At 62.0% G+C, this 22,091-nt stretch carries 21 protein-coding genes and 3 tRNA genes; 7 read left to right on the forward strand and 17 right to left on the reverse strand.

All coding sequences use genetic code 11. From position 1 onward, the window contains the following. Positions 1-68: 68 nt before the first annotated feature. From nusG to KW824_RS15990, 6 genes are all read right to left on the reverse strand, one after another. Positions 69-620: a transcription termination/antitermination protein NusG gene (gene nusG, locus KW824_RS15965; RefSeq protein ID WP_005323644.1), complete on the reverse strand. Its 552-nt coding sequence runs from the start codon at positions 618-620 to the stop codon at positions 69-71. A gap of 9 nt (positions 621-629) precedes the next feature. Then, positions 630-1,001: a preprotein translocase subunit SecE gene (gene secE, locus KW824_RS15970; RefSeq protein ID WP_025328619.1), complete on the reverse strand. Its 372-nt coding sequence runs from the start codon at positions 999-1,001 to the stop codon at positions 630-632. A 60-nt stretch (positions 1,002-1,061) separates the two neighbouring features. Beyond that, positions 1,062-1,138 (reverse strand) — tRNA-Trp (locus KW824_RS15975). A 52-nt stretch (positions 1,139-1,190) separates the two neighbouring features. Next, a complete protein-coding gene (tuf, locus tag KW824_RS15980) occupies positions 1,191-2,375 on the reverse strand; it encodes an elongation factor Tu (RefSeq protein WP_025328607.1) in 1,185 nt (394 codons plus the stop codon). A gap of 171 nt (positions 2,376-2,546) precedes the next feature. Beyond that, positions 2,547-2,621: transfer RNA gene (locus KW824_RS15985), tRNA-Gly, on the reverse strand. Positions 2,622-2,659: 38 nt separating this feature from the next. Beyond that, a tRNA-Tyr gene (locus tag KW824_RS15990) sits at positions 2,660-2,744 on the reverse strand. 263 nt (positions 2,745-3,007) lie between these two features. On the opposite strand from KW824_RS15990, the gene coaA reads away from it, so the two are divergent. Continuing rightward, complete coding sequence (coaA, locus tag KW824_RS15995; protein ID WP_182787284.1) at positions 3,008-3,946, forward strand: type I pantothenate kinase; 939 nt, start codon at positions 3,008-3,010, stop codon at positions 3,944-3,946. A gap of 76 nt (positions 3,947-4,022) precedes the next feature. Here coaA and birA read toward each other — a convergent pair whose 3' ends face one another. Together birA and murB are read right to left on the reverse strand one after the other, a co-directional pair. Next, positions 4,023-4,988, reverse strand: a complete 966-nt coding sequence (gene birA, locus KW824_RS16000) for a bifunctional biotin--[acetyl-CoA-carboxylase] ligase/biotin operon repressor BirA (RefSeq protein WP_182787283.1) — start codon at positions 4,986-4,988, stop codon at positions 4,023-4,025. After that, a complete protein-coding gene (gene murB / locus KW824_RS16005) occupies positions 4,985-6,022 on the reverse strand; it encodes a UDP-N-acetylmuramate dehydrogenase (protein WP_218410298.1) in 1,038 nt (345 codons plus the stop codon). The genes birA and murB overlap by 4 nt, the downstream gene beginning before the upstream one ends. Positions 6,023-6,146: 124 nt before the next feature. Here murB and KW824_RS16010 point away from each other — a divergent pair, with 124 nt between their 5' ends. Next, positions 6,147-6,800, forward strand: a complete 654-nt coding sequence (locus KW824_RS16010; RefSeq protein WP_042650608.1) for a TrkA family potassium uptake protein — start codon at positions 6,147-6,149, stop codon at positions 6,798-6,800. Next, positions 6,797-8,152 (forward strand): TrkH family potassium uptake protein, encoded by a 1,356-nt coding sequence (locus KW824_RS16015; RefSeq protein WP_218410299.1) that lies wholly within the window; start codon positions 6,797-6,799, stop codon positions 8,150-8,152. The genes KW824_RS16010 and KW824_RS16015 overlap by 4 nt, the downstream gene beginning before the upstream one ends. A gap of 77 nt (positions 8,153-8,229) precedes the next feature. Here the strand turns inward: KW824_RS16015 and KW824_RS16020 are convergent, their stop codons facing one another. After that, positions 8,230-10,200: a DNA topoisomerase III gene (locus KW824_RS16020; RefSeq protein ID WP_218410300.1), complete on the reverse strand. Its 1,971-nt coding sequence runs from the start codon at positions 10,198-10,200 to the stop codon at positions 8,230-8,232. Between the two features lie 321 nt (positions 10,201-10,521). Here KW824_RS16020 and KW824_RS16025 point away from each other — a divergent pair, with 321 nt between their 5' ends. Both KW824_RS16025 and torA read left to right on the forward strand, forming a co-directional pair. Beyond that, positions 10,522-11,652, forward strand: a complete 1,131-nt coding sequence (locus tag KW824_RS16025; protein ID WP_218410301.1) for a NapC/NirT family cytochrome c — start codon at positions 10,522-10,524, stop codon at positions 11,650-11,652. Between the two features lie 22 nt (positions 11,653-11,674). Next, entirely contained in the window at positions 11,675-14,155 is a 2,481-nt protein-coding gene (torA, locus tag KW824_RS16030) for a trimethylamine-N-oxide reductase TorA (protein ID WP_218410302.1), read from the forward strand. A gap of 105 nt (positions 14,156-14,260) precedes the next feature. Here torA and KW824_RS16035 read toward each other — a convergent pair whose 3' ends face one another. The 4 genes from KW824_RS16035 to KW824_RS16050 all read right to left on the reverse strand — a co-directional run bounded on the left by KW824_RS16035 (position 14,261) and on the right by KW824_RS16050 (position 17,297). Next, entirely contained in the window at positions 14,261-14,722 is a 462-nt protein-coding gene (locus KW824_RS16035) for a hypothetical protein (RefSeq protein ID WP_005332664.1), read from the reverse strand. Between the two features lie 123 nt (positions 14,723-14,845). Next, complete coding sequence (locus KW824_RS16040) at positions 14,846-16,195, reverse strand: sensor histidine kinase (protein ID WP_005332665.1); 1,350 nt, start codon at positions 16,193-16,195, stop codon at positions 14,846-14,848. Between the two features lie 31 nt (positions 16,196-16,226). Next, positions 16,227-16,883, reverse strand: coding sequence for a response regulator transcription factor (locus KW824_RS16045; RefSeq protein ID WP_005332666.1), 657 nt, complete (start codon positions 16,881-16,883; stop codon positions 16,227-16,229). Positions 16,884-16,964: 81 nt separating this feature from the next. Continuing rightward, positions 16,965-17,297: a PepSY domain-containing protein gene (locus KW824_RS16050; protein WP_218410303.1), complete on the reverse strand. Its 333-nt coding sequence runs from the start codon at positions 17,295-17,297 to the stop codon at positions 16,965-16,967. 63 nt (positions 17,298-17,360) lie between these two features. On the opposite strand from KW824_RS16050, the gene KW824_RS16055 reads away from it, so the two are divergent. Continuing rightward, a complete protein-coding gene (locus KW824_RS16055) occupies positions 17,361-17,609 on the forward strand; it encodes a PepSY domain-containing protein (RefSeq protein ID WP_218410304.1) in 249 nt (82 codons plus the stop codon). 45 nt (positions 17,610-17,654) lie between these two features. Here KW824_RS16055 and msrQ read toward each other — a convergent pair whose 3' ends face one another. Together msrQ and msrP are read right to left on the reverse strand one after the other, a co-directional pair. Further along, positions 17,655-18,293 (reverse strand): protein-methionine-sulfoxide reductase heme-binding subunit MsrQ, encoded by a 639-nt coding sequence (gene msrQ, locus KW824_RS16060; RefSeq protein WP_218410305.1) that lies wholly within the window; start codon positions 18,291-18,293, stop codon positions 17,655-17,657. A gap of 16 nt (positions 18,294-18,309) precedes the next feature. Beyond that, entirely contained in the window at positions 18,310-19,314 is a 1,005-nt protein-coding gene (gene msrP / locus KW824_RS16065; protein WP_218410306.1) for a protein-methionine-sulfoxide reductase catalytic subunit MsrP, read from the reverse strand. Between the two features lie 371 nt (positions 19,315-19,685). Here msrP and KW824_RS16070 point away from each other — a divergent pair, with 371 nt between their 5' ends. Continuing rightward, positions 19,686-20,165 carry a DUF1097 domain-containing protein gene (locus tag KW824_RS16070; RefSeq protein WP_041206550.1) on the forward strand — a complete coding sequence of 160 codons (480 nt, stop codon included), beginning with the start codon at positions 19,686-19,688 and terminating at the stop codon, positions 20,163-20,165. Between the two features lie 70 nt (positions 20,166-20,235). Here KW824_RS16070 and KW824_RS16075 read toward each other — a convergent pair whose 3' ends face one another. Next, complete coding sequence (locus KW824_RS16075) at positions 20,236-21,516, reverse strand: sigma 54-interacting transcriptional regulator (protein WP_171272829.1); 1,281 nt, start codon at positions 21,514-21,516, stop codon at positions 20,236-20,238. 61 nt (positions 21,517-21,577) lie between these two features. Next, positions 21,578-22,087, reverse strand: coding sequence for a hypothetical protein (locus tag KW824_RS16080; protein WP_041207108.1), 510 nt, complete (start codon positions 22,085-22,087; stop codon positions 21,578-21,580). Positions 22,088-22,091 lie beyond the last annotated feature (4 nt).

Below are 22,091 nucleotides of genomic sequence, written 5' to 3' on the forward strand. Positions count from 1 at the left end.
AAATAAAGGGGCAGCGAATTATAGAGATAATCGCTGCCCCTGACAACCGTTAAACGTATAGAGTTTAATCAGCCCTTTTCGACCTGACCAAAATCCAGTTCTACCGGCGTTGAGCGACCGAAGATCAATACGGAGACCTTCACGCGGCTCTTCTCGTAGTCCACTTCTTCAACGGTACCGTTGAAGTCAGCGAACGGACCATCGGCAACCCGCACCATTTCACCCGGTTCAAACAGGGTTTTCGGACGCGGCTTGTCATGGGCATCTTGCAGACGATTGAGGATGGCATCCGCTTCCTTATCGGAGATAGGAGCAGGACGATCGGAGGTGCCACCGATGAAGCCCATGACCCGTGGTACATTGCGTACCAGGTGCCATGTGGTCTCGTCCATCATCATCTGGACCAGGACATAACCCGGGAAAAATTTGCGCTCACTCTTGCGCTTCTGGCCGGCACGCATCTCGACCACTTCTTCGGTCGGGACCAGCACTTCGCCAAACAGCTCTTCCATGCCATGCATCTTGATATGTTCACGCAGGGATTTGGCAACCCGGCCTTCATAGCCGGAAAATGCCTGCACGACATACCATCTCATACGTTGTTCACGTTGTTCAGTCATGGCTTTTCCTTACACACCGGTAATCAGGTTGACCAACCAGACCAAGGCACCGTCCAGAACGAACAGCAACAGCCCCATCACGGCGGTCACCGCCAGCACAATCAGGGTTGTCTGAATGGCTTCCTGACGGGTTGGCCAAACGACCTTGCGGACTTCCAGGCGCGACTCACGAGCAAAAGCCAGTGTTGCCTTGCCCTTGGTGGTTTGCAGGGCTACTGCACCTGCAGCAGCGATGACAACGACCACACCCAGGGCGCGGACGGCTGCGACAACATCGGTGAGCAGGTAATTACCCACTACAGCGGCCGCCAGGATGATGAAAACCAGGCCCCAAAGAAGGGTATCCTTGCTTCCGCCCTGTCCCTCAGAACTAACACTCATACAACCCACCTGTATCTGACGTAACCAAAGACACAAAAGCCCCGTACGAGACGAGGTATATGGCAGGGGCGGCAGGACTCGAACCCGCAACCATCGGTTTTGGAGACCGCTGTTCTACCAATTCGAACTACGCCCCTGCATAAGAAAGCCCCTATTATAGGGGCTTTGCTTTATTTATGTAAGCCAAGATTAAGCGATAACTTTGGCTACAACACCAGCACCTACGGTACGGCCACCTTCACGGATAGCGAAACGCAGGCCGTCGTCCATCGCGATCGGCGCGATCAGGGTAACAACCATTTTGATGTTGTCGCCTGGCATGACCATCTCTACGCCTTCCGGCAGCTCGATGGTACCGGTCACGTCGGTAGTACGGAAGTAGAACTGCGGACGGTAGCCCTTGAAGAACGGGGTATGACGACCACCTTCTTCTTTGGACAGCACGTACACTTCAGATTCGAACTTGGTGTGCGGCTTGATGGAGCCCGGCTTGGCCAGTACCTGACCACGCTCAACTTCTTCACGCTTCACGCCACGCAGCAGCGCGCCAACGTTCTCACCGGCACGACCTTCGTCCAGCAGTTTGCGGAACATTTCAACACCGGTACAGGTGGTAGAAACGGTGTCTTTGATACCGACGATTTCTACAGTCTCACCTACCTTGACGATACCGCGCTCTACACGACCGGTAACTACGGTACCACGGCCAGCGATGGAGAAGACGTCTTCGATAGGCATCAGGAACGGCTGGTCAATGGCGCGCTCCGGCTCCGGGATGTAGGTATCCAGGTGGTGAGCCAGCTCGATGATCTTCTCTTCCCATGCAGCGTCGCCTTCCAGTGCTTTCAGCGCGGAACCACGTACTACCGGCAGGTCATCACCCGGGAAGTCGTACTCGGTCAGCAGTTCACGAACTTCCATCTCGACCAGTTCGAGCAGCTCTTCGTCGTCTACCATGTCGCACTTGTTCATGAACACGATCATGTACGGGATACCAACCTGGCGACCCAGCAGGATGTGCTCACGAGTTTGCGGCATCGGGCCGTCAGTCGCGGCTACTACCAGGATCGCGCCGTCCATCTGGGCAGCACCGGTGATCATGTTCTTAACGTAGTCGGCGTGACCCGGGCAATCTACGTGGGCGTAGTGACGGATCGCGGTGTCGTATTCTACGTGGGAGGTGTTGATGGTGATGCCACGCTCACGCTCTTCCGGTGCCTTGTCGATCTGGTCGAAGGCGAAAGCTTTACCACCGAAGTGCTTGGCCAGCACGTTGGTGATGGCGGCGGTCAGGGTGGTTTTACCGTGGTCAACGTGGCCGATGGTACCCACGTTAACGTGCGGTTTATTACGCTCAAATTTTTCTTTAGACATGATCGTCCCTCTAAACTAACGCTGAGTACGCGGTGGCAAGCTAACCACAGAACAGTTTATATGATGGATTTGAATCAGGGGGACAGAGAGGATGGTGCTGGCAGGCAGGTTCGATTGCCGAACTCACCCTAGGGTGTGGCTTTCAGAATTACCTGAGCCATATCAGCATCTTGGAGCGGGCAGCGGGAATCGAACCCGCATCATCAGCTTGGAAGGCTGAGGTAATAGCCATTATACGATGCCCGCATTTCTCTAACCCAAAGAACTCAAACCGCAGAGAAATATGGTGGAGGGAGAAGGATTCGAACCTTCGAAGGCAGAGCCGTCAGATTTACAGTCTGATCCCTTTGGCCGCTCGGGAACCCCTCCGATTGCACGAATGCCACAACGGTAATTCTGCTTGCACCCGTTGTTTTTGTCGCTTTTGCTGGGCAAATAGACGACAGACATCCAAGCGTCGCGCATTTTATGGTAAGGATTTTGGGGATGCAACCATTGCGCCCTGCAAAATGTGCATTATTGCCGGGATCTATGCAAAAAAACGCTCCGCCACCGCCCCAACCGGACGCGTCCCTTGTCGCTCCCGATCCCTTGGTGTATGGTCGCCCTGCCCAAGAAACAGTGATGACACCATGACGACAGAGCATAACCCCTATTTGCAATTCACCCGCGAACAATGGGCGTTATTGCGCGATGCGGTCCCCCTGACCCTGACAGAGACGGACCTGCACACCCTGCGTGGCATCAACGAGAAGGTGTCATTGCGCGAGGTGGAAGAGATCTATCTGCCCCTTTCCCGTTTGCTCAATCTCTACGTCAAGGCCAAGCAGCGCCGCAGTCGGGTGCTGGAGCAGTTTCTCGGCCAGTCCCGTGGCAAGGGCACCTATATCATCAGCATCGCCGGCAGCGTGGCAGGGGGAAAGAGCACCACGGCCCGCATCCTGCAAGCATTGCTGGAACGCTGGCCCGAACACCCGCGGGTAGAACTGGTTACCACGGATGGCTTCCTTTATCCCAACAAGGAGCTGGAAGAGCGTGGGCTGATGCGCCGCAAGGGTTTTCCGGAATCCTACGACATCCGCCATCTGGTGGAGTTTGTCGCTAACATCCGTGCGGGTCACGAGAAGGTCGAGGCCCCCGTCTATTCTCACCTCATCTACGACATCCAGCCCGATGAGAAGAAGGTGGTGGAACAGCCGGACATCCTGATACTGGAGGGGCTCAACGTGCTGCAGAGCGGCATGGATTACCCCCAGGATCCCCACAGAGTCTTCGTGTCGGATTTTGTCGACTTCTCCATCTATGTGGACGCCGACGCCGAGCTGCTGCGCGCCTGGTACATCGATCGCTTCCTCAAGTTCCGCAGCGGCGCCTTCTCGGATCCGGACTCCTACTTCCACCACTATGCCAAGCTCGCGGAAAGCGAGGCGACCGAGATTGCCAGCAACATATGGCAAGACATCAACTATCTGAATCTGCAAGAGAACATCTTGCCGACCCGGGAGCGAGCCAACCTGATCCTGACCAAGGGACAGGAGCACGCCATCGAGCAGATCAAGCTGCGCAAGTAATCGCAACGGCCGACGGATAACGAAGAGGGGGCCCGCAGGCCCCCTCTTCTATTGGATTCACATGAGCCGATCCCGCTCAATCCCCCCGGCGCAGGGAGATCTCCCCTCCCAGATAGACCTTGATCCCCTCGTCCGTCTCCAGCCGCAGGGCACCACGATCGTCGATGCCCCGGGCTATGCCGCGGATCACCTGCTCCCCCATCAGCAACTTCACCGGTTGGTCGGCAAAGTAGTCGAGCCGATTCCAGCTTTCGACGAAGCTCGCCAGACCACTCTGCTCGAAAGTCTGCATGGCCGCTTGCAGATGCAGGAGTACGCAGGCCGCCAACTGGTTGCGATCCACCAGTTCGGGCTGAACGTGGCGCAGCTCTGACCAGGCCTGATCGATCTTCTCTCCCTGCTGACTCGGCATCGCCAGATTGAGGCCAATGCCGATCACCAGATGGCAGCTGGCGCCGGCGCTGCCGCTCATCTCTACCAGTATGCCCGCCAGCTTGCGGCCCTGGTAATAGAGGTCGTTCGGCCACTTGAGCTCCACCCCGGGGTAACCGAGGGATTCCAGCGCCTCCACCACGGCCACCCCCACCGCCAGACTCAGCCCCATGGCCGCCGCCATGCCCTGCTCAAGCCGCCAGTACATGCTGAGGATCAGCTGACAGCCGAAGGGGGAGACCCAGGGCTTGCCACGGCGCCCTCGACCGGCGGTCTGACACTCCGCCAAGCAACTTTCGCCGGAGCTCAGCTGGTTGACCCGCTCAAACAGATACTGGTTGGTGGAGTCGATCACCGAGAAGCAGTGCACCGGCGCCATGGGGGCCAGTGCCTGCAGCTGCGCCTTGTCATAGAGTGCCATGGGAACTGCCAGGCGGTACCCCTTGCCGGTCAGGCTGAACAGATCCAGCCCGAGCTCCTTGAGGGCGGCCATGTGCTTGCTCACCGCAGCCCGGCTGATGCCAAGCTGCTCCCCCAGCTGTTCGCCGGAATGAAACTGGCCGTCGCTCAGCAAGGTGATCAGGGTCTGTCTGACGGGGGTGAGGGTCATGCCAGCACCTCGTCCAGCCAGGTCTCGCCGGTGAGCCCCATGAAACGTACCTCGTGCTCCAACACCACGCCGAACTTGTGCTCCACGCTGTCACGCACATGGGCCGCGAGGGCGATGAGCTCCATGGCGCTGGCGCCCCCGAGGTTGACCAGCACCAGCGCCTGCTCCTGATGCACGGCGGCGCGGCCGATGGCAAAGCCCTTGAGCCCGCACTGATCGATGAGCCAGCCCGCCGCCAGCTTGGCCTGCCCCTCCCCGGCCGGATAGCAGGGCATCAGTGGATACTGCTGTTTCAGGCTTCCTGCCAGTGCGGTGGGCACCACCGGGTTCTTGAAGAAGCTGCCGGCATTGCCGAGCACGGCCGGATCCGGCAGCTTGGCCATGCGGGTGGCACAGACGGTGTCGAAGATGGCCTGCGCCGAAGGCTGCTCACCGAGCGCGGCCAGCGGGCCATAACCCGCCACCGGCTGCCAGGCCTTGGGCAGGCGCAAGCCAACGGCGGTGATGAAGTGGGAGTCCTGATAATCGTGCTTGAAGATGCTGTCGCGATAGCCGAACCGGCAGTCGGCCGCCGCGATGCGCTCCACCTCGCCGCTCTGCCAGTTGAATGCCTCCACATAGGCACAGAAATGGGCCAGCTCGACCCCGTAGGCGCCTATGTTCTGCACCGGGGCCGCACCGACGGTACCCGGGATCAGCGCCAGATTCTCCAGCCCGTGCCAACCCTGTTGCAGGGCATGGCGCACCAGCTGGTGCCACTCCTCCCCCGCCGCCACATGCAGCAACCAGTGGCTGCCGTCATCCTGCAGTTCGATGCCTTTCATTCGGTTGAGCACGATCAGACCGGAAAAATCATTGCAGAACAAGATGTTGCTCCCACCACCCAGCACCAGGCGTGGCAGGGCACTCAACTCTGGATTGGCCCGCAACTGGCAGAGATCATCCAACTTGGCGACTTCGGCAAGCCAGAGGCAGTGTGCGTCCAAGCCCAGGGTATTGAGGGCCGACAGGGGGGCATGGGGAGTGAGTTTCATCTGCGTGTTCCGACAAGGGCAAGGGCGCAGTTTACCCCAGATCCCCGGGACGAAAAACCCGGGTACTGTTCGGACTCAAACCGCTGGAGTAGAGTAGCCCCTTCAGTCCGTTGAGGAAGCATGAATGAACAATCAATTCGCCGTCATCGGCCTCGGCCTGTTCGGCAGCGCACTGTGTGAAGAGCTGCAGTTGCAGAATGCCGAGGTGCTGGCCATCGATATCGACGAGAGCAAGACCCGTCAGATCGCAACCCTGTGCAACCACGTCATCGTCGCCGATGCCACCGATGAGGCCACGGTCGCCGAGCTGGGACTGGCCAACTTCGACATCGTCTTCGTGGCCATCGGCGACAACCTCGAGACCAGCATTCTCACCACGCTGGTGCTGAAAGAAGCGGGAGTGAAGAAGGTGTGGGTCAAGGCGCGCGACAAGTTCCACGCCAAGATCCTGCAGAAGGTGGGGGCCGACAAGGTGATCAACCCGGAGTGGGACATGGGCCGCCGGGTCGCTCAGAGCATGCTGGACAACCGCCTGTTCGACTACCTGGAGCTGGGGCACGAGATGGTGCTGACCGAGTTTGTAATCGGCCTGCAACAGAATGGTCGCACCCTGGCCGATCTCAATCTGCTGCAACAGAACGACTTCCAGTTGCTGGCCATCAAGCGCGGCGAGGTATTGCACAACGTGCTGACCGGCAAGATGGAGCTGCAACTCGGTGACATCCTGATCCTCGCCGGCAACAAGCACGCCATCGATCACTGGCTCGACACCCTATGATCAACTGGCGCAGCAACTACGCCTTCGCCCTGCATCGGGATACCGAGTCCCGCTGGAGTGAAGCCAGGCTGATCTTGGGCAGCTTTCTCATCATCCTCCTGATCGGAACCCTGTTTCTGGTGCAGCCCTCGAGTCACAAGGGCGAGGTCACCTTCATCAATGCCCTGTTCACCGCGACCTCGGCCATCAGTGTGACCGGTCTCGGGGTGGTGGATACCGGTACCGCCTTTACTCTTCAAGGACAGATCATCCTGCTGATACTGATGGAGATAGGGGGCCTCGGTCAGATGACCATGACCCTGCTGCTCATCGCCATGTTCAGCAAGCGGGTCGGCCTGCGCCAACAGATACTGGCGAAGGAGGCGCTGGGCCAGGAGGGATCGGTCAACATCATCCAGCTGGTGAAGCGCATCGTGCTGTTCGCCCTGATAGCCCAACTGATCGGCACCGCCATCATGGCCATTCGCTGGGTACCGGAGATGGGCTGGGGCCATGGTCTCTACGTCAGCTTTTTCCACGCGGTCTCGGCCTTCAACAACGCCGGCTTCTCGCTGTTTGCCAACAACCTCATCGACTACAGAGACGACCCCATCATCAGCCTGACCATACCGGCCCTGCTCATCCTCGGCGGGATAGGTTTCACCGTCATCGTCGATCTTGTGCGCAACCATCGCTGGCGCAAGATGAAGCTGCACAGCAAGCTGATGCTGCTGATGACCCCCGCCCTGCTGCTGCTGGGCACCCTGATGTTCTGGCTGCTGGAGCACAACAATCCCGCCACGCTCGGCAACGCCGGGCCCGGTGGCCAACTGCTGGCGGCCTTCTTCCAGTCGGCCACGGCGCGCACGGCCGGCTTCAACACGGTGGACATCGGTCAGATGGTGCCGGCCTCCCTGCTGTTCATGATGATGTTGATGTTCATCGGTGCCGGTGCCACCTCGACGGGGGGCGGTATCAAGGTCACCACCTTCGCCGTGGTGTTGCTGGCCACCAGGGCCTTCCTGACCAAACGACCCCATGTCACCGCGTTTGGCCGTACCCTGTCGCCCCAGATAGTGACCCGTTCACTCGCCATCATCATCGTCAGCGTCATGGTATTGATGCTGGCCATGTTCCTGTTGATGCTCACAGAGTCGCAACCCTTCGACAAGATCATGTTCGAGACCGTCTCGGCCTTTGCCACCGTCGGCCTCTCGACCGGCATCACCGCCTCCCTGAGCGAGCCGGGCAAGCTCATCCTGGTGCTGGTAATGATCTGCGGCCGTCTCGGTCCGCTGACCCTGGCCATCATGCTCTCCAGACCGAGCGAGACCCGGATCCGCTACCCGGAAGAGAACGTCTACACCGGCTGATTGCCGCCAGATAGAGAGAGGGGCCAATGGCCCCTCTCTCTTTACCGCCGCAACTAACCGCCAAGCGCTCAGATCGCTCATGCCGCCTTGCTTCTGGCCGGGCGCTTGCCCGTCCCCTTGCGGGGCGCCGCACCTTTACCACTGGCCGCCGCACTCTTGCGGCTGAAGCGCCGCTTGCTGGCCCCCGGCACCTCCCTGGGCAGGGCGCTGAAGCTGGCTCCCGAATCCTGTCTGGCACCATCGATCAAGGCATTCAACTGATCCGTCAGCGGCCCCATAAATTGCTGGTAACCGGTTTGACGCTCGGCGATCCGACCCAGGTGTTGCTCCCACAGCGCCGTCATGTCCGGCGTGGTGGCGGTGGCGGGCAGCGCCAGGATCAGGGCCCGTCCGGTCGGGGTCGCCTTGATGCTCTTGCCCTGCCGCACCAGGAAGCGCCGCTTGAACAGCAGGTCTATGATGCCAGCCCGGGTCGCCTCGGTGCCCAGGCCATCGGTCTCGCGCAGGATCTTGCGGATCTCGGGATCCTGCACATGACGGGCTATGCCCGTCATGGCAGCCAGCAGGGTGGCATCGGTGAATGCCTTGGGTGCCTGGGTCATCTTCTCCAGCAGCTCGCCCCGCTCGCACGACAGTTGCTCCCCTTCTCGCAGCGCAGGCAGGGTGCCGGCCTCCTCCTCATCGTCCTCTTCGACCCCGAGCAGCGCCTTCCAGCCCGCCTTGAGGATGCGCCTCGCCTTGGCCTGGAACAGGCCGCCCGCGATACGCAGCAACACCCGGCTGTCGTTGTACTCGAACGGGGGATAGAACTGCAGCAGGTACTGACGGGCTACCAGGCCATAGAGCTTGCCCTCGTCGGCGGAGAGGCTGGCCAGGTTGCCATGTTTCTCGGTGGGGATGATGGCGTGATGGGCATCCACCTTGCCGTCATTCCACGCCTTGCTGCGGATCTTGCCATCCGCCTCGGCCACGGCGCGGGCCAGCGTCGGGGCCGTAGCGGCGATGGCATCCCGCACCTGGGGCGCCCTGTTGAAGTGATCGCTTGGCAGATAACGGCTGTCGGATCTGGGGTAGGTGATGAGCTTGTGGCGCTCGTAGAGGCTCTGGCAGACATCCAGCACCCGTTTGGCATCCATGCCAAACCGCTTGGCGGCATCGATCTGCAGGCTGGAGAGGTTGTAAGGCAGTGGCGCCGCCTGTTTCCGGGCTTGCTCTTCCACCTCCTCCACCTGGGCTGGCTGGCCCTGGATCCGCTCCACTACCTTGGCGGCCAGCGCCCGGTTGAGCACCCGTCCCTCCTCGTCCTGCCAGGGCGCACAGGCTTCGGAGGGCAGCCACTTGGCGCTGAACCTTTCGTTGCGCTCCGTCATCACATGGGCCAGTACCTCGTAGAAGGGTTTGGGCACGAAGGCGTCTATCTCGAGATCCCGCCGCACCACCAGCCCCAGCAGCGGCGTCTGCACCCGACCGACCGACAGCAGCTCGCTGCAGCCGGCCTTGCGCCCAAGCAGGGTGTAGGCGCGGGTCATGTTGATGCCATAGAGCCAGTCTGCGCGGCTGCGGGCCAGCGCCGACACCGCCAGCGGCACGAACTCCTTGTTGTCCCGCAGCTTGTCGAGGGCGCGGCGCACCGCGGGAGGATTGAGATCACTGATGAGGCAGCGCTGCACCGGCTTGGTCTTGGGATAGCCGAGGAAGTCGATCACCTCGTCCACCAGCAGCTGCCCTTCCCTGTCCGGGTCACCGGCATTGACCACGCAGTCGGCCTGCTTGATGAGCCGCTTGATCACGGCAAGCTGGCTCTTGGTCTTGGGCTTGGCCACCAGCTGCCACTGGGCAGGAACGATGGGAAGGTGCTCCATCCGCCACTGCTTGTAGGTGGTGTCATAAGCATCGGGCTCCGCCTGCTCCAGCAGGTGGCCGATACACCAGGTCACTACGTCTCCCTGTGCCGTCTCGATGAAACCCTCACCCTTCTTGTGAGGCTTGGGTAGAACATCGGCGATGGCACGGCCAAGGCTGGGCTTTTCGGCGATAAAGAGTCGCATGACGGAGACACCTGAATACTGTATATGCGAACAGTATACATTGCTCCCTCCACAAACCCCAAATCCTGCGGCGGGCCATATGACAGGAGCACGCCAGGGCCTGGACTGGCGTTCAACCTTTCCCCGCCTGAGCCTGGTTCAGTGCGGACCTGAGCTCATCTCGAGATTGGATTTTGATTTAAATTCACATAATGAACATGAGGCGAAATTTAAATCCATAAGTTGCACCATATCAAAATATAAACCATGACTGAGGTCAATCTCTCGAGTCTCAAGACTACTACTATATTGGTAATATCCGATTCGAAGGACACCGCCACCATGCTTGGAAAAATGTTGAGAAAGACCTGGTTCTGGCTCCTGCTGCTTGGAGCCCTGCTGGGCGTCGCGGCACTGGGAGTGACAGTCACAGTGCTGCACAAGACCAGCTCCACCGAATTTTGCGTCTCCTGCCACTCCATGCAGACACCGCTCGCCGAGTATCAGGGCAGCGTCCACTTCCAGAATGTGAAGGGGATCCGCGCAGAGTGCGCCGACTGCCACATTCCCAATGAGCCAGCCTCCTACCTCTGGACCAAGATCCGCGCCGTGAAGGACATCTATCACGAGGCGATCGGCACGCTCGACACTCCCGAAAAATACGAAGCCCACAAGCTGCGCATGGCCCAGACGGTCTGGGATCAGCTCAAGGCCAATGACTCCGCCACCTGCCGCAGCTGCCACAGCTACGTCGCCATGGACATTCTGGCCCAGCGCCCCAACGCCCGCACCGAACACCCGGTCGCCATCAAGGAGGGGCAGACCTGCATCGACTGTCACCGTGGTGTCGCCCACATCATTCCCGACATGAGCGAGCTGGCAGCCGCCGGCGCGAGCGAACTGGCCGCCGCCGCCGCCCAGACTCCGGCCAGCGTCACCACCCGTTACGCCATCGCCACCACGCCCCTGTTCCTCGATGCCAAGGCCACCACGGACGAGGGTACCCTGATGCCGTCGACCCAGGTCGAGGTCCTAGCCAACGACAACGGCCGCGCCCAGGTGCAGATCGAGGGCTGGCAGCAGGACGGCGTGAGCGAGGTGTTCTACGCCGCCCCCGGCAAGCGCATCCTGAGCGTGCTGGTCGGCGATGCCGCCAAGCAGGCACTGATCACCGGCAAGAGCGAGACCGACGGCGCCACCAACCTCACCTGGCACCAGGTCAAGCTGACCGCCTGGGTGGCTCAGGCCCAGCTCATCGGCGATCAGGGCAAGCTGTGGCAATACGCCTCCACCCTGATGTCCAACAACTGTACCGGCTGCCACGGCCTGACCGCGCTGGATCACTTCAATGCCAACCAGTGGATCGGCGTCATCAAGGGCATGGAGTCCCGCACCTCCCTCACCCCGGAGCAGGCGCGCATGCTGACCCAATACGTGCAGAAACACGCCAGTGACATGAGCGCGGCACACTAAGGCTGGAACAGAGGAATTCGATATGACTTTTTTCAATGATCAACAGACCAATCTGTCCCGCCGCAGCCTGCTCAAGGGCCTGGGGGCCTGCGCCGCCCTGCCCCTGCTTGGTGCCCTGTTCCCGAAGCACGCCCTGGCCCAGGCCATCAGCACAGCGCTGGAGCAGTTCCCCACCCTGGTCCCCGCCCAGAAGGGCATACTGACCGGCGCCCACTGGGGAGCCTTCGAGGCCATCGTCGCCGATGGCCGCATGGTGCGGGTCCAGCCGGTGGCCGACGATCCGGCACCGAATGACCTCATCGACATGGCGCCCTTCCAGGTCCATGCCAAGAACCGTATCAAGTACCCCATGGTGCGCAAGAGCTGGCTGGAGCACGGCCCGGGCGCCAAGCCCGAGCTGCGCGGCGCCGACGAGTGGGTGCGGGTGAGCTGGGAGCAGGCCATCGAACTGGTGGCCGGCGAGATCCAGCGGGTCCAGCGCGACGCCGGCCCCCAGGCGATCCACGCCGGCTCCTACGGCTGGAAGAGTGTGGGCATGTTCCACAACAGCCGCACCCTGCTGCACCGCCTGATGAACCTCGCCGGGGGCTTCACCGGCTATGCCGGGGACTACTCCACCGGTGCGGCTCAGGTGATCATGTCCCACGTGATGGGCTCCATCGAGGTGTACGAGCAGCAGACCGCCTGGCCGAACGTGGTGGAACACGCCGAACTGGTGGTGCTCTGGGGGGTCAATGCCCAGGTCACCCTGAAGAACAGCTGGAACATGCCGGATCACGAGGGTCAGGCAGGCTTCAAGGCGCTGAAAGAGAAAGGCACCCGGGTCATCAGCATCGATCCCGTCTACAACGAGACCGCCAAGCTGGCCAACGCCGAGTGGATTGCGCCGAACGCCTACACTGACGTGGCCATGATGCTGGGGGTGGCCCACACCCTCTATAGCGAGAAGAAGCACGATCAGGCCTTCCTCGACCGCTACGCCGTCGGCTTCGACAAGTTCCTCGCCTACCTGCTTGGCCAGGACGACGGACAGCCTAAGAGCGCCGAGTGGGCGAGTACCGTCTGCGGCGTCGAGGCCAAGGTGATTCGCCAGCTGGCTCTCGACATGGCGGCCAAGCGCACCATGATCATGGCCGGCTGGGGCATGCAGAGACAGCACCACGGGGAGCAGCCAAACTGGATGCTGGTCACCCTGGCGGCCATGCTGGGCCAGATCGGCCTGCCGGGCGGCGGTTACGGCTTCAGCTACCACTACTCTTCCGGTGGCAGTCCCACCGCCAAGGGGGGGATCCTGGCGGGTATCTCCGCCGGCAACGCGCCCAAGAACAGCCCGGCCCCCATTCCGGTGGCCCGCATCGCCGACTGTCTCGCCAATCCGGGCAAAACCATCGACTTCAACGGTCGCAAGGTGACCTATCCGGACATCAAGCTGGTCTATGTGGCGGGTGGCAACCCCTTCCACCACCATCAGGACACCAACAACCTGCTGCAGGCCTGGCGCAAGCCGCAGACCGTGATCGTTCACGAACCCTACTGGACCGCCACCGCCAAGCACGCCGACATAGTGCTGCCGGTCACCACCAGCTACGAGCGCAACGATCTGGAGATGGGGGGCGACTACTCCCAGCGCTATGTGTTTCCCATGCACCAGTGCGTGCCGCCCCAGCACGAGGCCCGCAACGACTTCGACATCTTCAGCGCCATCGCCGCCAAGCTGGGCCTGCAAGAGGCCTATACCGAGGGCAAGGACGAGATGCTGTGGCTCAAGCAGATGTACGACGGCATGGCCGCCCAGGCCCGGGGTGCCCGGGTCGCGCTGCCGCCGTTCAGCATGTTCTGGGAATCCAACAACTACATCCGTTTCCCGATCCCCGAGGCGAACCGCCAGTGGATCCGTCACGCCGATTTTCGCGAGAACCCGCTGCTCAACCCGCTCGGTACCCCGTCCGGCAAGATAGAGATCTTCTCCAACACGGTGGCGGGCATGAACTATGCCGATTGCGCCGGTCATGCCAAATGGTTTGAGCCCAAGGAGTGGATCAAGAGCGAGGTAGCCGCGCGCTATCCGCTGTCGCTCAACACCTCGCACCCGACCCAGCGGCTGCACTCCCAGCTGGACAACACCCCGCTGCGGGACAAGTTCGCCATCGCCGATCGAGAGGCCATCCTGATCCACCCGGACGACGCCAAGGCACGCGGCATCCAGGATGGGGACCTGGTGCGCGCCTTCAACGAGCGCGGCCAGATCCTGGTGGGGGCGTTGCTCTCGAAAGACATTCGCCCCGGCGTGGTGCGGATCTGCGAAGGAGCCTGGTTCGATCCGGCCAAACCGGGCGAGGTGGGCGCCATCTGCAAGAACGGCAACGTCAACTGCCTCACCTTCGACGAGGGCTCTTCCAGCCTGGCGCAAGGCAACTGCGGTCACATGGCCCAGTTGCAGATCGAGAAATACAGCGGGCCAGAACTCGTCAACACAGCCCATGAGGTACCGGCCAACGCCTGAGTGATCGATTGACCAACCAAAACGGCGCCCTCGAGGCGCCGTTTTTTATTGCTGATAGTGAGTCCTTCAACTGCACATTCCACCCTGGGTGACCGGTGACGTGGCTTAGAAATCGCCCTCCACCATGTACTCTTCAGCACACTCCACCAACTGTGGCCAGAGATCTTCCGGCACCCAGGCCTCGGGGTCATCCTCGTCCCCATCATACTGGGTCCAGAAGAAGGCACGCAGACCACTCGCGAAGTCATCGCTGATCTCGGCCAGCTCCGAGAGCGGCCCCAGCCAGGCGATGCGGCGCAGGCCGGAGGCGAGATCGTTGATGGCATCCATCAGGGTGCGATCGTCCTGACTCTGCTCCACCAGCAGGGTGAAGCGCTCGCGGGCGCTCTCGGTCTGATCCTCATCCAGTTCGCCCACATCGGCCAACAGATCGACAAAGTCCTCCAGCAAGAACTCGATCAGGGACTCCCTGTCCTCAAACCACTGGATCTGGGCCCCCTTGGTACCCAGTACGGAGGCATCGAACGAATCATCGAGATGGCACAGCGCCCATGGATCGTCAGTCATTGCTACCCTTCCTACCGCTTGAAATAAGGACCTTATCTTATGCCTGGTGCGTCCCCCATGCTACCTCGGAGGACGAGACAGGCCCAAGCGTCCCAAGATGGAACCAAACCGCCCATTGGGGCGCTAACCGTCGACCCTGGCCACCTTGGGCAGGGAGAGCGAGGCGGCCAGCCCGCCCAGCTCGGCACGCCCCATGATGAGGCTGCCACGATAGGCTTCGGCCAGGTCTGACACTATGTTGAGGCCAAGCCCGGAGCCCGGCACCTTCTCGTCGAGGCGCACCCCGCGCAGCACCGCCTTGGCGATCTGATCCTCGCTCATGCCGGGGCCGTCGTCCTCGATACGCAGGGTGATCCAGCCCCCCAGCTCGGCGCTGGAGATGCGCAGCTCGCTGGCCGACCATTTGAAGGCGTTCTCCAGCAGGTTGCCCACCATCTCGTCGAAGTCCTGCTCCTCCACCCCGACCGCCAGGTTGGCTGGCACCTGCAGGTCCACCGTCTTGCCCGGGTAGAGCCGGGAAAAGGCACGGCAGATGTACTCCACCCGTGCCCGCACCGGGGTCGAGACCCCGAGGATCTTGGCGGCCCCGGTGACCCGCGCCTTGCCGAGGTGATAATCGATGTGGCGCTGGATCTTATCGAGCTGCTCGCCGATGGCGGCCTGATCCTCGGGGGGCAGCTGGGCCACTTGATTGCGCATGATGCTGAGCGGTGTCTTGAGGGCGTGAGCCAGGTTGCCGGTGTGGGAGCGGGCCCGCTGCAGCAGCTCACCGTAGTGGTGCAGCAGGCGGTTGATGTCTTCCACCAGCGGCTGGATCTCCAGCGGATATCGCAGCCTGAACCCCTCCTGATGGCCCTGATGGACCCGGCCCAGCTCGCGGCGCAGCAGGTGGAGCGGCCGCAGGCCGTAGACGATCTGGAACATGAAGCCCAGCACCAGGCCGGCAGCCGCGAAGCCGAGACCGAGGAAGAGGCTGATCCGGGTCTTCTTCAGGGTCTGGGTCAGGGCGCTGCTGTCCTTGGCCATCACCAGGGTAAACACCTTGTCAGAGCCCGGCAGCAGCACTGTGCGGGTCATGATCAGCAGGGGCTCCTTGTTGGGCCCCTTGCCGACGAAGAGATCCGGATCCCCGAAGGCCGATTTCAGGCCGTGGGCGCTCAGGTGCACATCCCACAGGGAGCGGGAGCGGCTGACCACGGCATCCCCCAGCTCAAGCTGCCAGTAGTACCCGGAATAGGGCTGGCGGAAACGGGGATCCGCCATGGGCTCGGTGACGACGGGCAGGCCGTCGGGCTGGATCTCGAGACGGGAGAGCAGATCGTAGAGCTGCAACCGCAGGCCGTCGGCTTCCGCCTCCTGCCAGTAGTTGCGCATCATGGTCTGCAGGCTGAAACCTGTGGCAAACAGGAAGAGCCCGCACCAGACGAGGGCGATGACCACCAGCCGTCCCCGCAGGGTACGCACCAGTCTCATTCAGTCCACCCTGTCATCGGTTGCGATGGCGTCATTCGTTGATCCGGTAGCCGAGACCGCGCACCGTCTCGATCAGATCGGCGTGGGTCTTCTTGCGGATCCGGCCGATGAACACCTCGACCGTGTTGGAGTCGCGATCAAAATCCTGGGCATAGATGTGGTCGATCAGCTCGCTGCGCGACACCACCTTGCCCCTGTGCTGCATCAGGTAACCCAGCACCCGGAACTCGTGGGCGGTGAGCTTGATGGGGGTTCCTTCGTACCATACCTGAGACGCCGCCATGTCGAGCCGTACCCCGCCAATCTCCAGGATGGAGCTGGCGTTGCCCGCCGCCCGGCGCACCAGCGCCTGTACCCGGGCCACCAGCTCGGCGACCTGGAACGGCTTGGTGAGGTAGTCATCGGCCCCGGCGTTGAGCCCCTCAATCTTCTCGTGCAACTGACCGCGGGCGGTCAGCACCAGCACAGGGGTGTCCATCCCCTTGCTGCGCCACTCCTTGAGCACGCTCAGACCATCGCGACCCGGCAGGCCGAGATCCAGAATGATGGCATCATAGGGCTCGGTCTCGCCGAGAAAACCCGCCTCGTTGCCATCGTGGCAGAGATCGGTCACAAATCCGGACAGGCGCAGCTGTTCCGCCAGCTGGCCTGCCAGGATCTTTTCATCTTCAACTATCAGAATTCGCATAAATGGGTATCCAAAGCAGAGTTGCGCCTGTACCGGCGGCGATTGGGGGACGAATCATCAGGGCGGGGAACATCCGGTTGATCACTCCTCTTCCGGGGGTGAGCGAGGCTCGAACAAGCGTTCCAGGTGATGGCCCTTGAGCCACACCATCTCCAGGTTGTCGGCGCGATAGCCTACCTTGATGACGCTGTTCTCGTCGTCGATGAGCCGAAGCTCATAGAGCCAGACCCCGTCCTCCTCCCCCAGATCGACGCGCAGTACGCGCACCGGCAGGCGGGAAGCCACCTCCATCAGCTCATGAAAAGGCCGGATCCGCCCCTCGCTGACCGCCTGTTGCAGCAAGGCCTCGTTCGGCTGGGCCGACTGGACCAGCATCGGCAGCAGCAATCCCAACAGGGGCAGCACGCTATTCATGGGTGATTCATCTCTCAAAACCTAACATAATGCCGTTTATAGTGTGCCAGCCATGAATCCGGAATGAATATGATCCCACGCAGTATCCTGCTGATCCTCTACCTTTTTTCCACCCTTGGCTGGGCGGCTCAGGCGCGTCTCGACATGCCGGCCCTGGTCAAGCTGTTGCTGGCACAAGGGTACCACGACATTCGGGAAGTCGAGCTGGAAGGGGACAAATTCGAGGTGGAAACCCTGGACGCCGACGATAGGCGAGTGCAACTGCAGGTCGATGCCTACAGCGGAGAGATCACCAAAAAAGAGGCCGATTAGGCCTCTTTTGTCAGGTGCACTATGCGGGGATGAGGGCGTGACCAGTCACGCCTCTTTCAGTTTCTGGCGTTGCTGCCGGCGCTGGCGCCAGGGGCGCAGCAGCTTCTCCCGCCGCGGCCACAACAGCCCCCCCGCCAGCAACAGGTAGATGAGGGGCTCCTGCCAGCCACTCTTGACCGACCACCAGTAGTGCACCGGCACCAGCAGGGCCACCGCATAGATCCAGTTGTGCAGCTTCTGCCAGGCCGGCCCCATGCGCCGCAGCAGGGCCGGGATCGAGGTGATGCTCAGCGCCAGCAACAGCAGCAAGGCCAGCGCCCCGACCACTATGTAGCTGCGCTTCACCAGCTCGCCGCCGATCAGCCCCCAGTCAAACTGCAGATCCAGCCCCAGCCACACCATGAAGTGCAAGCCGGCCCAGGCCGCGCACCAGAGCCCGAGGGGACGGCGCAGCTTGATGAGCTGACCCTGGCGCCAGCGTTTGGCCAGCGGCGACACCAGCAGGGTGAGCAGCAACAGGTGCAGTGCCCCCTTCCCGAGGTAGTGGGTCAGCCCCTGAACCGGATCCCCCCCCAGCAGCCCGGCCGGCACCGCATAGCCCAGCCAGAGCAGGCACCCCAGCGCCCCCAGATGCACCAGGGCCCGCAGCAGGGTGATATGGCGCGTGGTCAGTCTCATTGTCATGCGTCGGCTCCCCGTCTCAATACCATTTGCGCAGATCCATCCCCTGATAGAGGGAGGCCACTTCGTCGCCATAGCCGTTGAACATCAGGGTCGGCTGGCGCTTGGCGCCGAAGATGCCCCCCTCACCGATGAAGCGCTCACTCGCCTGGCTCCAGCGCGGATGATCCACTTGCGGATTGACGTTGGCATAGAAACCATATTCGTTCGGTGCCAGCAGGTTCCAGGTGGTGGGCGGCATCTCCTCCACCAGACGGATGGAGACGATGCTCTTGATGCTCTTGAAGCCGTACTTCCAAGGCACCACCAGCCGGATGGGCGCCCCGTTCTGGGCGGGCAGCGTCTTGCCGTAGAGCCCCATCGCCAGGAAGGCGAGCGGGTGCATGGCCTCGTCGAGGCGCAAGCCCTCCACATAGGGGTAATCGATGCCGCCGCCGAGGGAGCGAGAGGCCTGTCCCGGCAGCTGCTCGGGATCATAGAGGGTCTCGAACGCCACGAACTTGGCGCGACTGTTGGGCTCGGCCCGGCGGATCAGATCCGCCAGCGGGATGCCGCTCCAGGGCAGCACCATGGACCAGGCCTCCACGCAGCGCAGCCGGTAGATCCGCTCCTCCAGGGTACTCTTGTTGATGAGATCCCACACATCCAGGGTAAAGGGGTTGGCCACCTCCCCCTCGACCTTGAGCGTCCAGGGCTCGGGCTTGAGGTAGTGGGCGTTGCGGGCCGGATCCCCCTTGTCGGTGCCGAGCTCATAGAAGTTGTTGTGGCTGGTCGCCTTCTCCAGCGGCGTCAGGGTCAATCCGTCCGGCCGGGTCGCAGCCTTGTAATTGAGTGGTTTACTGGCAGGCGCCGGGGTCGACTCCTCGGCGGAGAAGAGATCCAGCAGGCTGGCCTGGGTGGGAAACGCCAGGGTGGCGGCACTCAGTCCCAACCCTTTCAGAATGAGTCGGCGATCCTGATAGACGGCTTCCGGCGTGACATCCTGTTCGGTGAGGTGATGAGAGGAACGGCGCTTGATCAACATGAAAAACTCCCGGGGCGATGAGGCTGACAACCATAAGACCCGCCCCGGCCGAGTTTTATTTCACACAAATTTACATGGGCTGGTAAAGAGGCAGCGCCTTGGCCATGGTGCCGACCAGGAACAGCAGAATGAATACCAGCAGGGGGACGATCACGTTTGGCGCCATCAGACTCACTCCATGAGCGGGACAGGGCCTCTAACTATGGGCTAAGGCCAAGGACGCCTCCAGTGAATTTTTTTTCGCGAGCGCAAGCGTATTCCCGAGTTGAAAAGAGTGACGGAGATCACACACAATCCGGCCCCTGCTTGCCGCCCCCTTGCCGAAGGGTAGGCTGCCTCCTTTTCCGGATTCAACCACTGAGAGTCATGCCATGAGCCCATTGATCGCCATCGCCATCACGACCGGGATCCTCTCCGCCGTCTGGGGCGGACTGGCCGCCGCCCTCGGCCTCATCTCCTGGGTCGGCTTCCTCGGTTGTACCAGCTATTTCGCCTCGAGCGGCGGTTACAAGGCGCTGCTGCAGACCCTGCTGTGCAACGCCACCGGCATGCTGTGGGCACTGCTGCTGATCCACGGCGAAGGTTGGTGGGGTGCGGGCATGGCGGGCTATCTGATGACGGGGGTGGTGGCGACCCTGATGTGCGTGCAGGCCAGGCAGCAGTGGCTGGGGTACATTCCGGGCACCTTCGCCGGTTGCTGCGCCACCTTCGGGGCGGCGGGAGAGTGGCGGCTCATCCTGCCCTCCCTGGTGATAGGCGCGCTCTTTGGCTATCTGATGAAGGCGAGCGGTCTCTGGCTATCCAGCAAGACCCAGGCCACGGCGAACGCGGCCGATCCCGCCCGCTCCTGAAACCCGGCGCGACATGGCAAAACGGCCTGACCACCACAGTGGTCAGGCCGTTTTCATTTTGCCCTTGGGATCAGCTCTTCAGCTTGAAGTTGGCCGCCTCGATACCGTGCCGATTCAACAGCTTGTAAAAATCGGTGCGGTTTCTTCCCGCCATGTTGGCCGCCAGGGTCACATTCCCCTCCGTGGTGCGCAGCAAGCGGATCAGATACTCCTTCTCGAACTCGGCACGCGCCTCGTTGAACGAGGGTATGCCGCCGACACCACCGCTCAGGGCCGACTCCACCATGGCGGCGCCGATCACCGGGCTACAGCAGAGGCTGGCGAGCTGTTCCACCACCCCATAGAGCTGACGGACGTTGCCGGGCCAGGCCGCCGCCGCCAGCAGGGCCAGCGCCTCCGGCGAAAACCCGAGAGCCGCGCAGTTGTCGTGGCGACTGCGATAGTCGTCCAGCGCCTGACGTGCCAGCAGGGGGATATCCTCGCTGCGGGCGCTGAGGGGCGGCAGTGTGATGTTGGCCACATTGAGGCGGTAGAAGAGATCTTCCCGAAAACGCCCCTCCTCCATAGCGGTGACCAGATCCTGGTGGCTGGAGCTGATGACCCGCACCTCGGGGGTGCCCTGACCATATTCCGCCAGCACCTGCAGCAACTTGGCCTGCAACGACTCCGACAGATTCCCTATCTCGTCGAGAAACAGGGTCGCCCCCTTGGCCTGCTCGAACAGGCCGGACTGCCCATCCTCGCCAAACAGCTGCAAATCCAGCGCCGCCCACGGCAAGGCAGCGCAGTTGATGGTGTGCAGCGGCTGGTCACGGCGGCTGCTTGCCTGGTGCAGCGCCTGGGTCATCACCCCCTTGCCGGAACCTGACGGCCCCATGATCAGCACGGGCACCTCCATGGCGGCGATGCTGCTCGCCTGGATCAGCAACTGCTCCATCTGGGGGTTGCGGGTCTGGATGAGGGACTGCCACTCATGCTGCTGTTTCGGACGGGTCAGGCTCAGGGCGTGCTCTATGGTGACGAGCAGCTCGTCCTTGTCGATGGGCTTGGTGAGAAAGCTGAACACCCCGGAGCGGGTCGCCTGGATGGCGTCGGGAATGGTGCCGTGGGCGGTCATGATGATGACCGGCATGCCGAGCCACTGGGACTGGATCCGCTCGAACAGCGCCAGTCCGTCCATGCCCCCCATCCGCAGGTCGCTCAGCACCAGATCGGCCCGTTGTTGACGCAGCCTGTCCAGCGCCCCCTCGGCGCTGTCGGCGGTATCCACCTCGTAACCCTGACTGCGCAGGCGCATGCTCATCAGCTTGAGCAGGCTGGCATCATCGTCCACCAGCAGAATGCGACTCATGCTCTCACCCCTTTACCGTGAAGACTTGTTGTTCTCCCCTGCCCGGCATGCCCTCGGCGCATCATGGCTGGGCGCCCCCATTGAGCTTGCGCTGGTTGAGTTGTTCATCGATGGCGGAGAGCTGCTCGATCTGGCGGCGCAGACGCTGTACCTCCTGGCTCTGATCGTCGCGGCGACTGTCACGGGCCAGCAGCTCCTCACCGAGGGCTATCCAGCTGCGCAGAAAGGCCTGGGCATCCAGGCCGAGCTCGGGCAGCAGGGCCTTGAGCTTGTCCAGCCCAGCCCGGCGACTCGCCACCGACTCGGACGGATGGGTGTTGACCATGGCCAGGCTGACCCGGCTCTCGAGATCGGTGGCTCCGGCCAGCCGCTCGCGCTCCTGTATCCGCTGCTGGGGACGGCTGGCCAGCAACCAGTCCGAGTACTGCAGGCGCACCTGCATCTCTTTATTGGCGAACTCCATCCGCTTGGCGAGGACCTGCTCCGAGGGCTCTGTCAGGCTGCGCGATGGCAGCAGGGAGCAGCCTGCGAGCAGGCTCATCATCAATACGGGTACAACGAATCGTTTCATCTTG

It is taken from the genome of Aeromonas sp. sif0611, from assembly GCF_019218845.1.
GTDB classification, from domain to species: domain Bacteria; phylum Pseudomonadota; class Gammaproteobacteria; order Enterobacterales; family Aeromonadaceae; genus Aeromonas; species Aeromonas media.

Coding starts and splice junctions, on each gene's coding strand:
- msrQ (WP_218410305.1), bottom strand. CDS start 18,293: ATGACAATGAGACTGACCACGCGCCATATCACCCTGCTGCGGGCCCTG.
- coaA (WP_182787284.1), top strand. CDS start 3,008: ATGACGACAGAGCATAACCCCTATTTGCAATTCACCCGCGAACAATGG.
- KW824_RS16015 (WP_218410299.1), top strand. CDS start 6,797: ATGATCAACTGGCGCAGCAACTACGCCTTCGCCCTGCATCGGGATACC.
- KW824_RS16010 (WP_042650608.1), top strand. CDS start 6,147: ATGAACAATCAATTCGCCGTCATCGGCCTCGGCCTGTTCGGCAGCGCA.
- KW824_RS16020 (WP_218410300.1), bottom strand. CDS start 10,200: ATGCGACTCTTTATCGCCGAAAAGCCCAGCCTTGGCCGTGCCATCGCC.
- KW824_RS16045 (WP_005332666.1), bottom strand. CDS start 16,883: ATGCGAATTCTGATAGTTGAAGATGAAAAGATCCTGGCAGGCCAGCTG.
- KW824_RS16050 (WP_218410303.1), bottom strand. CDS start 17,297: ATGAATAGCGTGCTGCCCCTGTTGGGATTGCTGCTGCCGATGCTGGTC.
- KW824_RS16025 (WP_218410301.1), top strand. CDS start 10,522: ATGCTTGGAAAAATGTTGAGAAAGACCTGGTTCTGGCTCCTGCTGCTT.
- KW824_RS16080 (WP_041207108.1), bottom strand. CDS start 22,087: ATGAAACGATTCGTTGTACCCGTATTGATGATGAGCCTGCTCGCAGGC.
- tuf (WP_025328607.1), bottom strand. CDS start 2,375: ATGTCTAAAGAAAAATTTGAGCGTAATAAACCGCACGTTAACGTGGGT.
- murB (WP_218410298.1), bottom strand. CDS start 6,022: ATGAAACTCACTCCCCATGCCCCCCTGTCGGCCCTCAATACCCTGGGC.
- KW824_RS16055 (WP_218410304.1), top strand. CDS start 17,361: ATGAATATGATCCCACGCAGTATCCTGCTGATCCTCTACCTTTTTTCC.
- KW824_RS16075 (WP_171272829.1), bottom strand. CDS start 21,516: ATGAGTCGCATTCTGCTGGTGGACGATGATGCCAGCCTGCTCAAGCTG.
- msrP (WP_218410306.1), bottom strand. CDS start 19,314: ATGTTGATCAAGCGCCGTTCCTCTCATCACCTCACCGAACAGGATGTC.
- KW824_RS16035 (WP_005332664.1), bottom strand. CDS start 14,722: ATGACTGACGATCCATGGGCGCTGTGCCATCTCGATGATTCGTTCGAT.
- KW824_RS16040 (WP_005332665.1), bottom strand. CDS start 16,195: ATGAGACTGGTGCGTACCCTGCGGGGACGGCTGGTGGTCATCGCCCTC.
- nusG (WP_005323644.1), bottom strand. CDS start 620: ATGACTGAACAACGTGAACAACGTATGAGATGGTATGTCGTGCAGGCA.
- birA (WP_182787283.1), bottom strand. CDS start 4,988: ATGACCCTCACCCCCGTCAGACAGACCCTGATCACCTTGCTGAGCGAC.
- torA (WP_218410302.1), top strand. CDS start 11,675: ATGACTTTTTTCAATGATCAACAGACCAATCTGTCCCGCCGCAGCCTG.
- KW824_RS16070 (WP_041206550.1), top strand. CDS start 19,686: ATGAGCCCATTGATCGCCATCGCCATCACGACCGGGATCCTCTCCGCC.
- secE (WP_025328619.1), bottom strand. CDS start 1,001: ATGAGTGTTAGTTCTGAGGGACAGGGCGGAAGCAAGGATACCCTTCTT.